Source organism: Actinomadura sp. B10D3 (assembly GCF_039871695.1).
GTDB lineage: Bacteria > Actinomycetota > Actinomycetes > Streptosporangiales > Streptosporangiaceae > Spirillospora > Spirillospora madurae.
In genome coordinates this window covers 1-13367 of the sequence record NZ_JBDPLY010000019.1, presented here as the reverse complement: position 1 = coordinate 13367, position 13367 = coordinate 1, and the positions used below count along the sequence as shown (strand labels likewise).

Below are 13367 nucleotides of genomic sequence, written 5' to 3'. Positions count from 1 at the left end.
AAACGACCTCGCGTTCCCGTCCTTCGGCCCGCGGGCAGGGCCCGGGGCTCAGCCCTTGCGGGCCGCCTGGCGGGCGCGGCGCTCCTCACGGCGGGTCTCGAACTTGGTGGCGGAGGCGTCGACCTGCTCCAGGAACTCCACGAGCTCCTCGCGGGCCTTCTCGCCGTCGCCACTCAGGTCGGTGCGGTCGAACACGCCCCACTTGCGCAGCACCGGGACGAGCACGTCGTCATGGTGCAGGCGCAGGTCGTAGATGCCGGCGTTGGCGATGACGACGGACTTGCGCATGAACCCGTCGATGCTGTGCCCGGGCATGTGGAACGTCGTCACCACGTCGGTGATCGCCCGCATCGTCTCGTTCGGGCTGGCCTCCAGCGCGGCAGCCATCAGGTTCCGGTAAAAGATCATGTGGAGGTTCTCGTCGGCGGCGATGCGGGTCATCATCTGCTCGCAGACGGGGTCGCCGGACGCCCGGCCGGTGTTGCGGTGCGACACGCGGGTGGCGAGCTCCTGGAACGACACGTACGCCGTCCCGTGCAGGAACGAGTCGCCGTGGTCGGCCTCGTAGCCGGCCTCCATGTGGTGCATGCGGGCGCGCTCCAGTGCGATCGGGTCGACCGCGCGGGTCACCGTCAGGTAGTCGCGCAGGACGATGCCGTGCCGGTTCTCCTCCGCCGTCCAGCGGTTGACCCAGGTGCCCCAGGCGCCCTCTCGGCCGAACACGGTGGCGATGGCGCGGTGGTAGCCGGGGAGGTTGTCCTCGGTGAGGAGGTTGACGATGAGCGACTCGCGCGCCTCCAGGCTCAGCTTCGACTGCTCCAGAGACCACGCCTCGCCGTCGAGCGGGCCGTCGAAGTCGGTCCCCTGGCTCCAGGGGACGTACTGGTGCGGGAACCATTCCTTGGCCATGGACAGGTGCCGGTTCAGTTCCTTCTCGACCACAGGCTCCAGGTCGAGCATGAGGCCGGTCTGGAACTTCTCTTCGGGGGTCACGGACATGCGGTTCCTTCACTGGACGACGTGGTTCTGCCGGACGTTCCCCGCCGCGCGGGCGGGCTCGGAAGGGCGCCCAGCAGGCCGTACTCACAACCTACTCAAGCGTAGGTTCGATCGTCGCCACTCCTCGGTACCCCCGTCAAGTAACCCCCGTTACAAGCAACGCGCGGGAACTTTTGTAGACCTGAGCACAAGACGGTGGGTGACCCTTCGTCACCGGGTTCCGGCCGCCTGTTGCCACATGCGGTTCACCGCGGCTCTGAGCAGCGGCCTCGGCACCAGCTTCAGCGCGGGCAGCGCGGCCTTGTACTGGACGCCCGGCACGCAGAGTGCGCGTCCGGCCGACACCGCCTCCAGGCCCGCGCGCGCCACATCGTCGCGGCGCAGCCACATGAGGCTCGGCGGGACGTCGTCCTCCGTGCGGGTGAACCCGGGGCACAGCGCCGTGACATGAACGCCCCGTCCCGCGACCTCGGAGTGCAGGCTCTCGGAGAAGGACGCGACGTACGCCTTCGTCGCGCCGTAGGTCGCGCTGCCCGGCGACGGCGCGAAACCCGACATGGACGCGACGTTCAGCACTCCGCCCCGGCCCCGCGCGACCATCCCCGGCAGGACGGCGTGGGTGAGCCGCACCAGCGCGGCGACGTTCAGCTCGATCTGCGCGAGATGCTCGTCGAGCGGGACGTCGGCGAACGCTCCGAAGGCGCCGTACCCGGCGTTGTTGACCAGCAGTTCGACCGGCTCGGAGCGCAGCCGCCCCTCGACCTCGGCGCGCTGCCCGGGGTCGGCGAGGTCGGCCGCCAGCACCTCCACGGCGACCCGGTACCGCTCGACCAGCTCGCGGGCCAGCCCGTCCAGCAGCTCGGCCCGGCGCGCCACGATCACCAGGTCGGCGCCGCGGGCGGCCAGGAGGCGGGCGAAGCTCTCCCCGATGCCGCTGGACGCGCCCGTCACGAGCGCGGTCCGGTACGCGTGTCGCATGGCGGGAGATGCTATCCGTCGTTCTTCACAACCCCGGGCAGCACACTCAAAAACATGAATAACGGTTTAGTGCGCCGGTTCCGACGTGCGGCGCGGTGCGCCGGCGGCGGCCTCGGGCGGCGGCAGCATGGCCGCCGGGTCCTCGCCCGCGACCCACAGCCCGACCACGAACGCGGTGGCCGCCTCCAGGAGGCCGGCCCTCGCCAGGCCGCCGCCGTCCATCGGCGCGCAGCCGAGGTCGGTCACGAGCGCCCGGACCAGGGCCAGCGCCTCCTCGTCGTCCCCGCACAGCGGGACGCCGAGCGGGCGCCCGCCGAACACCGGCGGCGCCATGCGCCACACGCTCTCGTGGCACATGGTGAACGCCTTGACGACCCGTGCTCCGGTGGCGTCCGCTATGCGGCGCGCGGCCGACGGCCCGTCGCCGGTCTTGAGCCGCTCGAACGGCGGCTCCATCGGGTTGGTGCAGTCGATCAGTACCCGCCTCTCCAGCGGGCCCGCCTGGCGCAGCACGTCCGGGACGCCCTCGTGCCAGACGGCGAGGAGGACCACGTCCCCGAACTCCGCCGCCTCCCGCAGCGTCCCGCCGGACGCGCCGTGCCCGATCCGCCCGGCCAGCGCGACCGCCTTCGCCGGCGTCCGCGCCCCGATCCGCACCTCATGCCCCTTGCGCGCCCACTGCGTGGCGAGCGCGTCCGCCATGGCGCCCGCGCCCAAGACTCCGATCCGCATGTCGTCCTCCCGTTCGATTACCTTCGGACGGGACGCTAGGCGGGCCGTCGCGCACCATCCGGTGCGTATCGGGAGAGGCAGGATGGCGGTCGGATCCATGGACGAACACGAATTCCTCGCCGACTGCCAGACGCGGCTCGGCCTCGACCTGCTGTCCGGCACCTGGACGGGAGTCGTGGTCTGGACGCTGCGGCGCGGCCCGCTGAGGCCGAGCGAGATCCAGGAGCGGATCGGCGGCATCAGCCACAAGGTGCTGACCGGGACACTGCGCCACCTCGAACGGAACGGGCTGGTCACCCGCCACCGCTACGCCGAGGCGCCGCCGCGCGTCGAGTACGCGCTGACCGGCCCGGGACGCGGGCTGCTGGAACCCCTGTCCGCCCTCGGCCGCTGGACCGAGCGCTACGCCGACGAGGTGCTGGACGCGCAGGACCGCGCGGACGGCCCGCCCGCGCCCCCCACCGCGCTCAGCGGCCGGTGAACCGCGCCGCGGTCAGCGGCCCGTGAACATCGCCGCGGTCAGCGGCCCGTGAACTTCGCCTTGCCGGGGCCTTCCTCCATGAAGCTCTTCATGCCGGCCGCCTGGTCCTCGGTGGCGAACAGGGCGGCGAACTGCGTCCGCTCGATCTCCAGCCCGGTGTCGAGGTCGGCCTCCATGCCGCGGTCGACGGCCTGCTTGGCGGCGCGCAGCGCGATCGCGGGGCCGCCGACGAACGTGGCCGCCCACTCCTTGGCGGCGGTGTAGACGGCGTCGTCCGGGACGACCCGGTCGACGAGGCCCATCGCGAGCGCCTCCTGCGCGGCGACGTGCCGGCCGGAGAAGATCAGGTCCTTGGCCCGCGCCGGGCCGATCAGCCGGGCCAGCCGCTGCGTGCCGCCCGCGCCGGGGATGATGCCGAGCTGGATCTCCGGCTGCCCGACCTTCGCGCCCTCGCCGGCGACGCGGAAGTCGGCGGTCAGCGCCACCTCCAGGCCCCCGCCGAGCGCGTATCCGGTGATCGCGGCGATGACCGGCTTCGGGATCCCGGCGAGCGCCTTGGCGAAGTCCTGCAGCAGCCGCGAGTGCCCCGCCGACATCTCGGCGTACGACATCGGGGCCATCTCCTTGATGTCCGCGCCCGCCGCGAAGACCCGCTCGCCCCCGTACAGCACGACGGCGGCGACCGCCTCGTCCTGCGTGACCTCCCGGGCGGCGTCGATCAGCTCCCGCTGCATCTGGGCGTTCAGGGCGTTCATCTTCGGGCGGTCCAGCCTGATCGTCGCGACCCCGTCCTCGACCTCGACCCGTACGAACTCGCCCACGGCGTTCCTCCTGTGCACACTCGGCGGCGGACCTCCCGAGCCTAACCAGAGGGCCGGGACGCGTCCGCGGCCGGGCGGGGCGAGTGCGGCGCGGAGCCGCCCGAGTGGCCGGTGCCGGGCGGCGCGACCGCTGTGGTGCCGGGGAACGTCAGGGGCTGCTGGTAGCTTCGGGGACCATGCTCGTCGCCCACGCCACCTGGCATGGCGGTGCGCTCTGCCTGTGGGCCGAACGCACCGGCCCGCACGAGCCTTCTCCGGATGTCCACCCGTTCGCGACCTGCGACTTCTCGGGGACGTCCTACGAGCCGCTCGTCCGCACGGCGTTCCGCGTCGAGCTGGCGATGTCGCTGCCGACCCTGGGCGGCGGCCCGCTGCCGTCCGCCGAGCTGGGCCCGCAGCCGGTGGCGGACGAGCCCGAGCTGCGGCCGTGGCGGGTCCCGGCGCTCGTCCTCGAACCGTTCCCCGCGATGGCGCTGCTCCAGGCCGCCGAGCACAGCGCCGACGTGGTCCCGGGCACCGACCTGCGGTTCCTGTGCATGCTCGCGGACGAGGCGGTGAGCCTCACCGGGCGCGGTCACGTCCTCCCGGCCCTCCTGCGCGAGGACGGCGACCTCGTCGCCCGCTGGCGTCCGGTGATCGACGACCCCGCGCGGTTCCGGGCGCTGGCCCGCGCGATGCCCGCCGCGTGCCGCGCGGCCGGCGGCGGGCGTCCCGCCGCGGAGGTGCTGCGCGAGGCGCTGTCCGGGCTGGTCGACACCGCCGTCCGGGGCGTGGTGCCGCATCCCCTGCTGGTGTCGCGGCGCAAGGAGCCCGACCGGCTGCCGCTCGCGGAACGCTGGGTGATGGCGCTGACCGGCCCGTCCGCCGCGGTCGCCCGCGAACCCCGCGACGACCCGGACGACCTGATCGCCGAGCTGGACGCCTGGGCCGCCGCGGCGCGCCGACCGTCCGGCCCGCTGCGCGTCTGCTTCCGCCTCGCCGAGCCGGGGGCGGAGAAGTTCGAGGACGAGGAGTCCGGGGACGGCGATCAGGAACCGGACGACGGCTCCTGGCGGGTCGAGTTCGCCCTCCAGGGCACCGACGACCCGAGCCTCTACGTCCCGGCGTCCATGGTCTGGGGCGGTGAGGCGACCTCGATCCCGGACGCCGAGGAGACCCTCCTCGGCGGGCTCGGCCGCGCGCTGCGCCTGTTCCCCGACCTGGCACCCGCATTGGACGGTCCGTCGCCCACCGAGCTGCTGCTCGACACCGCGGGGGCGTTCCGGTTCCTCCGCCAGACGGCAGCGATGCTCGCCGCCGCGGGGTTCGGCGTCCTGCTCCCCCAGTGGGCGGGCAAGGCGAAGCTCGGCATGAAGCTGACGGCCCGCCCCGAAGATCCCGAAGCGTCCTCCGGCGCCGCCGCGCCGTCGGGCTTCGACCTGAAGGCCATGGTCGACTTCCGGTGGGACCTGGCCATCGGCGACGAGAGCATCGACGAGGCCGAGCTCGAAGAGCTGGCCCGCCTGAAGACCCCGCTCGTCCGGCTGCGCGGCCGGTGGGTCGAGCTGGACGAGGAGCAACTCGAAGCCGCGCTCGACTTCCTGCGCAACCCGCGCCGGGGGCGCATGACCGCCGCCGAGGCGATCCGCGCGATCGTCCACGCGGGCGACGACACCCTCCCGCTCACCGGCGTCGACGCGGGCGGCCCCCTCGGCGACCTGCTGTCCGGCGAGGCCGACCGCCGCCTCACCCCCATGCGCACTCCGGACGAGCTGGACGCCGAACTGCGCCCCTACCAGGAGCGGGGCCTGGCCTGGCTGGCCTTCATGGACGGCCTGGGGCTCGGCGCGCTGCTGGCGGACGACATGGGCCTCGGCAAGACGATCTCCGTGCTCTCGCTGCTGGTGCACGAGCGGGAGAACGGCGCGCGTCCGGCCCCGACCCTCGCGATCCTGCCGATGTCGCTGGTGGGGAGCTGGCAGCGGGAGGCGGCGCGGTTCACGCCGAAGCTGCGCGTCTACGTCCACCACGGGACGGGGCGGCATCGCGGCGAGGACCTCGCCGAGGCCGTGGCGGGCGCCGACCTGGTGCTGACCACCTACGGGACGGCCACGCGCGACGCCGAGATGCTCGCGGCGATCGAGTGGGGGCGCGTCGTCTGCGACGAGGCGCAGGCGCTGAAGAACAGCGGGACGCGGCAGGCCAGGGCGGTGCGGAGCATCCCGGCGCGGAGCCGGATCGCGCTCACGGGCACGCCGGTGGAGAACCATCTGACCGAGCTGTGGTCGATCATGGAGTTCGCGAACCCGGGGCTGCTCGGGCCGCGCGCCGAGTTCCGGCGGCGGTTCGCGATTCCGATCGAGCGGGAGGGCGACGAGCAGGCGGCGCTGGCGCTGAAGCGGGCGACGCAGCCGTTCATCCTGCGCCGCCTCAAGACCGACCGGTCGATCATCTCCGACCTGCCGGAGAAGCAGGAGATCAAGGTCTACTGCAACCTCACCACCGAGCAGGCGTCGCTCTACCAGGCGACCGTGGACGACATGCTCCGGCAGATCGCCGAGGCCGACGAGACGCAGCGGCGCGGGCTCGTCCTGGCGACGATGGCCAAGCTCAAGCAGGTCTGCAACCACCCGGCGCAGCTCCTCAAGGACGGCTCGCGCCTCCCCGGCCGCTCCGGCAAGCTCGAACGGCTGGAGGAGATCTGCGCCGAGGTCCTGGAGCAGGGCGAGAAGGCGCTGGTCTTCACCCAGTACGCCGAGTTCGGCTCGATGCTCCGGCCCTATCTCGCGGCGCGGCTCGAACGCCCGGTGCTGTGGCTGCACGGGGGGACGTCCAAGCAGCAGCGCGACGACCTGGTCCAGCGGTTCCAGGGGGACGACGAGCCGTCGGTCTTCCTGCTGTCCCTCAAGGCGGCCGGGACGGGCCTGACGCTGACGGCCGCGAACCACGTCGTGCACGTCGACCGCTGGTGGAACCCGGCCGTCGAGGACCAGGCGACCGACCGCGCGTTCCGCATCGGCCAGACCCGCAACGTCCAGGTCCGCAAGTTCATCTGCGTCGGGACGATGGAGGAGCGCGTCGACGAGATGATCGAACGCAAGAAGGCGCTCGCCGAGTCGATCGTCGGCACCGGCGAGGAGTGGCTGACCGAGCTGTCGGTCGCCGAGCTGCGCGACGTCCTGCGGCTGTCGCCCGAGGCGGTGAGCGACTGATGTCCGAGCGGACGGGTGAGGGCATCCGGGCCCGCACCAAGCGCGGCTCGATCGGAACGCAGTGGTGGTCGCGGCGCTTCATCGACCTCGTCGAGTCGTTCGCCGACCCGGGCCGCCTCCAGCGCGGCCGGACCTACGCCCGCAAGGGCACCGTGGTCGACCTGAAGGTCGAGCCGTACGAGGTGACCGCGAAGGTGCACGGCTCGGCGCCCGACCCGTACGAGGTGGCGCTCACCATCGACGCGATCGGCGCGGACGACTGGCGCGCCGTGGAGAAGGAGCTGGCGTCCCGCGCGGTGTTCCGGGCGCGGCTGCTCGCCGGGGAGATGCCCCCGGAGATCGAGTGGGTGTTCGCCGAGATGGGCCTCACCCTGTTCCCCGGCTCGGCCTCCGACCTGCACCTGATGTGCGACTGCCCCGACTGGGGCGACCCGTGCAAGCACGCGGCGGCCGTCCTGTACCTGCTGGCCGAGGCGTTCGACGACGACCCGTTCCTCATCCTCCAGTGGAACGGGAGGGGACGCGACCAGCTCCTGGCGGCTCTGCGGCGCGGGACGGCGACCGAGCCCGACCCCCTCGACATCGAGGACGAGCCCCTCACCGCCGCCGGTTTCTGGACGCCGCCGACCGGCCTGGCCCGGCTGCGCGACCGTCCGCCCGCTCCGCCCGTCCCGCCCGGGTTCGTCCTCCAGGTGGCCACTCCCCCGCCGGTCAGGATCCGCCGCCGCCCCCTGCCGGACGTCCTGGCCCCGGTCTACGAGGCCCTCGCCGGGGATGATGACGGCTAGAGCGGCAGGTGGGCGCGGACCATGAACCCGCCGTCCGGGCGCGGGGACGCGTCGAGGGTGCCGCCGAGGGCCGTGGCCCGGTCGCGCATGCCGCGGATGCCGCTGCCGTCCGCCGACGGCGCGGCGGCGGCCCTGTCCTTGTGCGCACCGTCGTTCTCCACGCTGACGGTCACGGCGCCGTCGCCGTACCCGATGCGGACGAGGACGGAACTCGCGTCGGCGTGACGGGTCACGTTGGTGAGGGCCTCCTGGACGATGCGGTAGGCGGCGAGGTCGGCCTCGGCGGGCAGCGGGCGCGGGTCGCCCTCGACCTCGGTGCGGATCCCGATCCCGGCGGCCGCGATCCGGCCGGTGAGCTCGTCCAGGCGGGCGAGGCCGGGCGCGGGCGCGACCGGGGCGGCCTCGTCGACCTGGCGCAGGACGCCGAGGGTGGCGCGCATCTCCCGGAGGGTGTCCTTGCTGGCCTGCTTGATCGCGGTGAGGGCGTCCTCGGCGCGTTCCGGCTCGCGGCGCAGCCCGTGCAGCGCGGCGGTGGCCTGCACGTTGATCAGCGAGATGTTGTGGCCGAGGATGTCGTGCAGCTCGCGGGCGATGCGCAGCCGCTCCTCGATGGCGCGGCGGCGGGCCTCGGCCTCGCGCCCGCGCTCGGCGATCCGGGCGCCCTCCTCCGCCTCGCGCAGGTAGGCCCGGCGGTTGCGGACGACGCCGCCGATCGCGACGACCGCGACGAACCATCCGACGAGCAGGAACCCGGCGGCGTCCGCGAGATGGTTGACGTCGTCGCGCCGGTCGGCGGCCACGGTCGCCACGACCGAGACGCCCGCGAGCGCCGCGGCGGCCACGAGGTGGCCCTCGGCCGCCGCCGTGTACAGGGCGATGACGAACGTGATCAGGGCGGGCCCGTCGGGATCGGTGACCGGGTAGTAGACGGCGCAGGCGGTGAGGGTGACGGCCGCCACCACGACGGGATGGGACCGGCGGAAGTACAGGGCCCCGCAGGTGGCGGCCAGCAGCGCCCAGCTGTAGAGCGGCATCCGCGTGGGCGGGCCCGTATGCGTCGAGACGAGCGTCATCACGGCCAGGACGGCGAAGCAGCCGCCGGCCAGGAGCGCGTCCGCCGTGCGCCCCTGCGGCAGCCGCGGAACCGGCCGTGGACGTCGCTTCCCTAGTCGCACGTGCCCATCCTGCCAGGATCCACCCACTTGCATGACTGCGACGATGTGTAGTACTTCTACTATCACTCGAGGCAAGGATGCGACGAGATATGCAAGAGCCCGTACAGTGGCAGGGCGTCGGATGAGCCCGCGGGCGACGCGGAGGGCCGGGCGGTGACCCGCAAGAGCGACCCGGTGCCCGCCGACAAGGAGATCGTCCACAACCGGATCACGGTGCTGCGGGCCGAACGCGGCATCTCGCGCCGCGACCTGGCCGCCGCCCTCGGAGTGCACTACCAGACGGTCGGCTACCTGGAGCGCGGCGAGTACAGCCCCAGCCTGCACCTCGCCCTGCGGATCGCCGAGTACTTCGAGGTGCCGGTCGAAGTCGTCTTCTCCCTGAAACCGTTCCCGAGGATCGGAGACACGCCATGACGAACGACGCAGCAGGATGGCTGGAGCGCTCCCGCCGCAGGCGCGCGGACCGCCTGGCGGCCCTGGACGAGGAGCTGGAGCGCCGGCTGCCCGCCCGTTACGCCCGCCGGCGCCCACGCCGGATCCTGGCGGGGGCGGGCGCGGTCACGCTGGGCCTGTTCTGGGTGGACGCCGCGGTCTCGTGGGCGCTGGCGCCCAGCGACACCGCGATGATCACCAACTTCGTGATCCTGGGCGTGCTGGTGGTGGTCGGCGTCCCGCTGGCCGGCCAGCTGATCGCGGTGACCCGCGGGCTGACGTCCAAGCGCGAGCGGGAGCTCGACGAGCGCCAGCTCATCGCGCGGCTCCGCGCCTTCGCCACCGCGCACCGGGCCACGACGGCCGTGATGATCGCCGTGCTGCTGGTGGTGTCGGTCGCCGACCGCGACGGCCGCGACTCGCAGATCCCCGGCGCCGCGCTCTTCCTGATCCTGTTCGCCCTGCTCGTGACGCACGCCCTCCTGCCCCTCGTCGTCGCGGCCTGGCAGACGGCCGACCCGCCGGCCGACGAGGACGAGCACGAGGAGCCCGGCGCGACCGCGGCCTAGCGCAGGTCGCCGTTCGTCATGCCCTGCGGTGCGGGCGGCAGCGCGACCAGGCCCAGCTCGGCGCGCCCCGGCAGCATCGGATGGCCCGGCACCACGCGGACGCTGTAGCCGAAGGCGCCGCTGCGCCCGAGGGGGACCTCGCCGGTGTAGCGGCGCCGCCCGTTCTCCACGGGCCCGTCCTCCTCCAGGTCCAGGTAGGACGGCTCGACGAGCGCGTCGGTGTCGTCCACCCGGCCGTAGGCGACCTCCACGGCCACGTCCTCCGGGTCGAGGCCCCCGAGGTCGACGACGACGCGGACCGCCAGCCGCGTCCCCACCTGGGGGCTCTCTTCCCCGTTGGACTCGACGTGCTCGACGGCGACGCGCGGCCACGCCGCGCGGACCCGCCGCTTCCACGCCGCCAGCTCCCGGGCGCCCGCGAACTTGTCGGCCACCATGGCCCGCTCGGACGCGGCGGCCGGGGCGTAGAGGTCCTCGACGTAGTCGCGCAGCATCCGGGACGCGAGCACCTTCGGGCCGAGGGTGGCGATGGTGTGCTTCACCATCTCCAGCCAGCGGCGCGGGAGGTCGGAGGAGTCCCGGTCGTAGAACGTGACGGACACGTGGTCCTCGATCAGCTCGTACAGGGCGGCGGCCTCCAGCTCGTCCCGCCGGTCGGGGCTCGCGAGGCCGTCGGCGGACGGGATCGCCCAGCCGTTCTGGCCGTCGTACCACTCGTCCCACCAGCCGTCGCGGATCGACAGGTTCAGCCCGCCGTTCAGCGCCGCCTTCATCCCGGACGTGCCGCACGCCTCCAGCGGGCGCAGCGGGTTGTTCATCCACACGTCGCAGCCCTGCACCATCAGCTGCCCGAGCGCCATGTCGTAGTCGGGCAGGAACACGATCCGGTGCCGGACGTCCTCGGACCCGGCGAACCGCACGATGTCCTGGATGAGCCGCTTGCCGCCCTCGTCCGCCGGGTGCGCCTTCCCCGCGATGACGATCTGCACCGGCCGCTCGGGGTTCAGCAGGATCGAGCGGAGCCGGTCCTCGTCGGACATCATCAGCGTGAGCCGCTTGTAGGACGGGACGCGCCGCGCGAACCCGATCGTCAGCACGTCGGGGTCGAGGGCCTCGTCGATCCAGGAGATCTCGGCCTCGCTGGCGCCGCGCTGCCGCCACGACTCGCGCAGGCGGCGCCGGGCGTCCAGCACGAGGCGGCGGCGCAGCAGGCCGCGCATCCGCCAGATCTCGGCCCCGGAGACGTTCCGGACGCCCTCCCAGCCGCGCCCGGACTCCATCACCGTCGGCAGCTCCCGCGCGGTGAACTCCAGCACCTCGCGGGCGACCCACGTCCCGGCGTGCACCCCGTTGGTGATGGAGCCGATCGGGACCTCGGAGGTGTCGAACCCGCCCCACAGCCCCCCGAACATCTCCCGGCTGACCTCGCCGTGCAGCTCGCTGACGCCGTTGACGCGCTGCGCGAGCCGCATGCCCATCACGGCCATGTTGAACACGGTGCGGTCGCCGCCGGGGTAGTCCTCGGTGCCGAGCGCGAGGACCCGGTCCAGCGGGACCTGCTCCTCCTCGTTGGCGCCGCCGAAGTAGCGGCTGATCAGATCGCGGGGGAACCGGTCGATCCCGGCCGGGACGGGGGTGTGCGTGGTGAACACGGTGCCCGCCCGGGTCGCCTCCAGCGCCTCGTCGAACGTCAGGCCGGACTCCGACACGAGCTCGCGGATGCGTTCGAGGCCGAGGAAGCCGGCGTGGCCCTCGTTGGTGTGGAAGACCTCCGGCCCGGGATGCCCGGTGATGCGGCAGTACGCGCGGATCGCGCGCACGCCGCCGATGCCGAGCAGCATCTCCTGGAGCAGCCGGTGGTCGCCGCCGCCGCCGTACAGCCGGTCGGTGACGTCCCGCGCGGACTGGTCGTTCTCCTCGACGTCGGAGTCGAGCAGCAGCTGCGGGACGCGTCCGACGTGCGCGATCCACACCTGCGCGCGCAGCTCGTTCCCCTTCGGGAGGCCGATGGCGACGCGGACCGGGGAGCCGTCCCGCTCGCGGAGCAGCGTGAGCGGCAGCCCGTTCGGGTCGATCGGCGGGTAGCGCTCCAGCTGCCAGCCGTCCGGCGACAGCGACTGGGAGAAGTAGCCGTGGCGGTACAGGAGCCCGACGCCGAGGATCGGGACGCCGAGGTCGCTCGCGGTCTTCAGGTGGTCGCCGGCGAGGATGCCGAGGCCGCCGGAGTACTGCGGCAGCGCGGCGGTGATCCCGTACTCGGGTGAGAAGTAGGCGATGCACGCCGGCGCGTCGCCGCCTGTGAAGCGCTTCTGGTACCAGCGGGGCGCCGTCAGGTACTCGTGCAGGTCCTCCGCGGTGTCCTGGAGGCGGCGCAGGAACCGCCGGTCCTCCGCGAGCCGCTCCAGCCGCTCCGGGGCGACCTCGCCGAGCAGCCGGACCGGGTCGTGGTGGACGGCCCTCCACAGCGCCGGGTCCACGGCGCGGAACAGGTCGAGCGTCTCGTGGTGCCAGGACCAGCGCAGGTTGAGGACGAGCTCCTCAAGCTGCCGCAGCGGCTCGGGAAGGACCGTGCGGACCGTGAATCGTCGGATTGCCTTCACGCAACGTCACGCTATGCGGTGCGGGGCCGTGCGCGCGACGGCGGGGGACCACACCCTCACCTCGCGGACCGGCCGCCGTCGCGCCCGGGAAACCGCGCAAACCCCGTCCCCGCACGGGCTCCCGCCGCCTCGCCCGCCGCCTCCGCGCAGGCCCGGCCGAGGCCCGCGGGCGAGCGTTTGCCCAATCTCGACCTTCCGCAGACCAGCGGTGACCGGCGTGCAGCGCAAAGTTACCGGCGGTCGAAGGACGGGACCCGCCGGATCCCGGGCATGCACGTTTTGTATGTCTCGAACGGGTAGGGGTGGCACATGCACGTCGAGTCCGGAACGTCCAGTTCGACCGGCATTCCGAGGCTCGGTCGCATTCCGATCCTGGATGAGGCGCCGGTGGTGGGGTGCGGACGGTGGCCGGCCAAGGCGGTGGTGGGCGAGACCGTCGAGGTGTCGGCGACGGTGTTCCGCGAGGGACACGAAATGCTGGGTGCGGCGGTGGTGCTGCGGACGCCGGACGGCGAGGAGCTGCCGCCGCGGCGGATGGCCGAGGTCGGTGAGGGGCTGGACCGGTGGTCGGCGCAGGTGACGCCGACCGAGATGGGGTCGT

The 13367-nt window shown here is 73.2% G+C and carries 12 protein-coding genes; 6 read left to right on the top strand and 6 right to left on the bottom strand.

Going from position 1 to position 13367, the window contains the following annotated elements; genetic code table 11:
• Positions 1–48 precede the first annotated feature (48 nt).
• The 3 genes from ABGB11_RS25880 to ABGB11_RS25870 all read right to left on the bottom strand — a co-directional run bounded on the left by ABGB11_RS25880 (position 49) and on the right by ABGB11_RS25870 (position 2709).
• Entirely contained in the window at positions 49–999 is a 951-nt protein-coding gene (locus ABGB11_RS25880) for an acyl-ACP desaturase (RefSeq protein WP_347636670.1), read from the bottom strand.
• Positions 1000–1209: 210 nt separating this feature from the next.
• Positions 1210–1977: an SDR family oxidoreductase gene (locus tag ABGB11_RS25875; protein WP_347636668.1), complete on the bottom strand. Its 768-nt coding sequence runs from the start codon at positions 1975–1977 to the stop codon at positions 1210–1212.
• A gap of 66 nt (positions 1978–2043) precedes the next feature.
• Entirely contained in the window at positions 2044–2709 is a 666-nt protein-coding gene (locus ABGB11_RS25870) for an NAD(P)-binding domain-containing protein (RefSeq protein ID WP_347636667.1), read from the bottom strand.
• Between the two features lie 97 nt (positions 2710–2806).
• Between ABGB11_RS25870 and ABGB11_RS25865 the strand changes: the two genes are divergently transcribed.
• On the top strand, positions 2807–3190 hold the full coding sequence (locus ABGB11_RS25865; RefSeq protein ID WP_347636666.1) for a helix-turn-helix domain-containing protein: 384 nt from the start codon (positions 2807–2809) through the stop codon (positions 3188–3190).
• 38 nt (positions 3191–3228) lie between these two features.
• Here the strand turns inward: ABGB11_RS25865 and ABGB11_RS25860 are convergent, their stop codons facing one another.
• A complete protein-coding gene (locus ABGB11_RS25860; protein ID WP_347636664.1) occupies positions 3229–4011 on the bottom strand; it encodes an enoyl-CoA hydratase-related protein in 783 nt (260 codons plus the stop codon).
• 176 nt (positions 4012–4187) lie between these two features.
• Here ABGB11_RS25860 and ABGB11_RS25855 point away from each other — a divergent pair, with 176 nt between their 5' ends.
• Positions 4188–7202 carry a DEAD/DEAH box helicase gene (locus ABGB11_RS25855; RefSeq protein WP_347636663.1) on the top strand — a complete coding sequence of 1005 codons (3015 nt, stop codon included), beginning with the start codon at positions 4188–4190 and terminating at the stop codon, positions 7200–7202.
• The gene (locus ABGB11_RS25850) at positions 7202–7990 is read left to right on the top strand and encodes an SWIM zinc finger family protein (protein WP_347636662.1); all 789 of its coding nucleotides are present in this window, start codon (positions 7202–7204) and stop codon (positions 7988–7990) included. The genes ABGB11_RS25855 and ABGB11_RS25850 overlap by 1 nt, the downstream gene beginning before the upstream one ends.
• Here ABGB11_RS25850 and ABGB11_RS25845 read toward each other — a convergent pair.
• Positions 7987–9165 (bottom strand): sensor histidine kinase, encoded by a 1179-nt coding sequence (locus tag ABGB11_RS25845; protein ID WP_347636661.1) that lies wholly within the window; start codon positions 9163–9165, stop codon positions 7987–7989. The genes ABGB11_RS25850 and ABGB11_RS25845 overlap by 4 nt on opposite strands.
• A gap of 153 nt (positions 9166–9318) precedes the next feature.
• Here ABGB11_RS25845 and ABGB11_RS25840 point away from each other — a divergent pair, with 153 nt between their 5' ends.
• The gene (locus ABGB11_RS25840) at positions 9319–9579 is read left to right on the top strand and encodes a helix-turn-helix transcriptional regulator (RefSeq protein ID WP_347636659.1); all 261 of its coding nucleotides are present in this window, start codon (positions 9319–9321) and stop codon (positions 9577–9579) included.
• Positions 9576–10166 (top strand): hypothetical protein, encoded by a 591-nt coding sequence (locus ABGB11_RS25835; protein ID WP_347636658.1) that lies wholly within the window; start codon positions 9576–9578, stop codon positions 10164–10166. Before ABGB11_RS25840 ends, ABGB11_RS25835 begins: the two co-directional genes overlap by 4 nt.
• Here the strand turns inward: ABGB11_RS25835 and glgP are convergent.
• A complete protein-coding gene (glgP, locus tag ABGB11_RS25830) occupies positions 10163–12766 on the bottom strand; it encodes an alpha-glucan family phosphorylase (RefSeq protein ID WP_347636657.1) in 2604 nt (867 codons plus the stop codon). The genes ABGB11_RS25835 and glgP overlap by 4 nt on opposite strands.
• Before the next feature lie 390 nt (positions 12767–13156).
• Here glgP and ABGB11_RS25825 point away from each other — a divergent pair.
• On the top strand, positions 13157–13367 hold a 211-nt coding region (locus tag ABGB11_RS25825), incomplete at its 3' end, for a maltotransferase domain-containing protein (protein ID WP_347636655.1).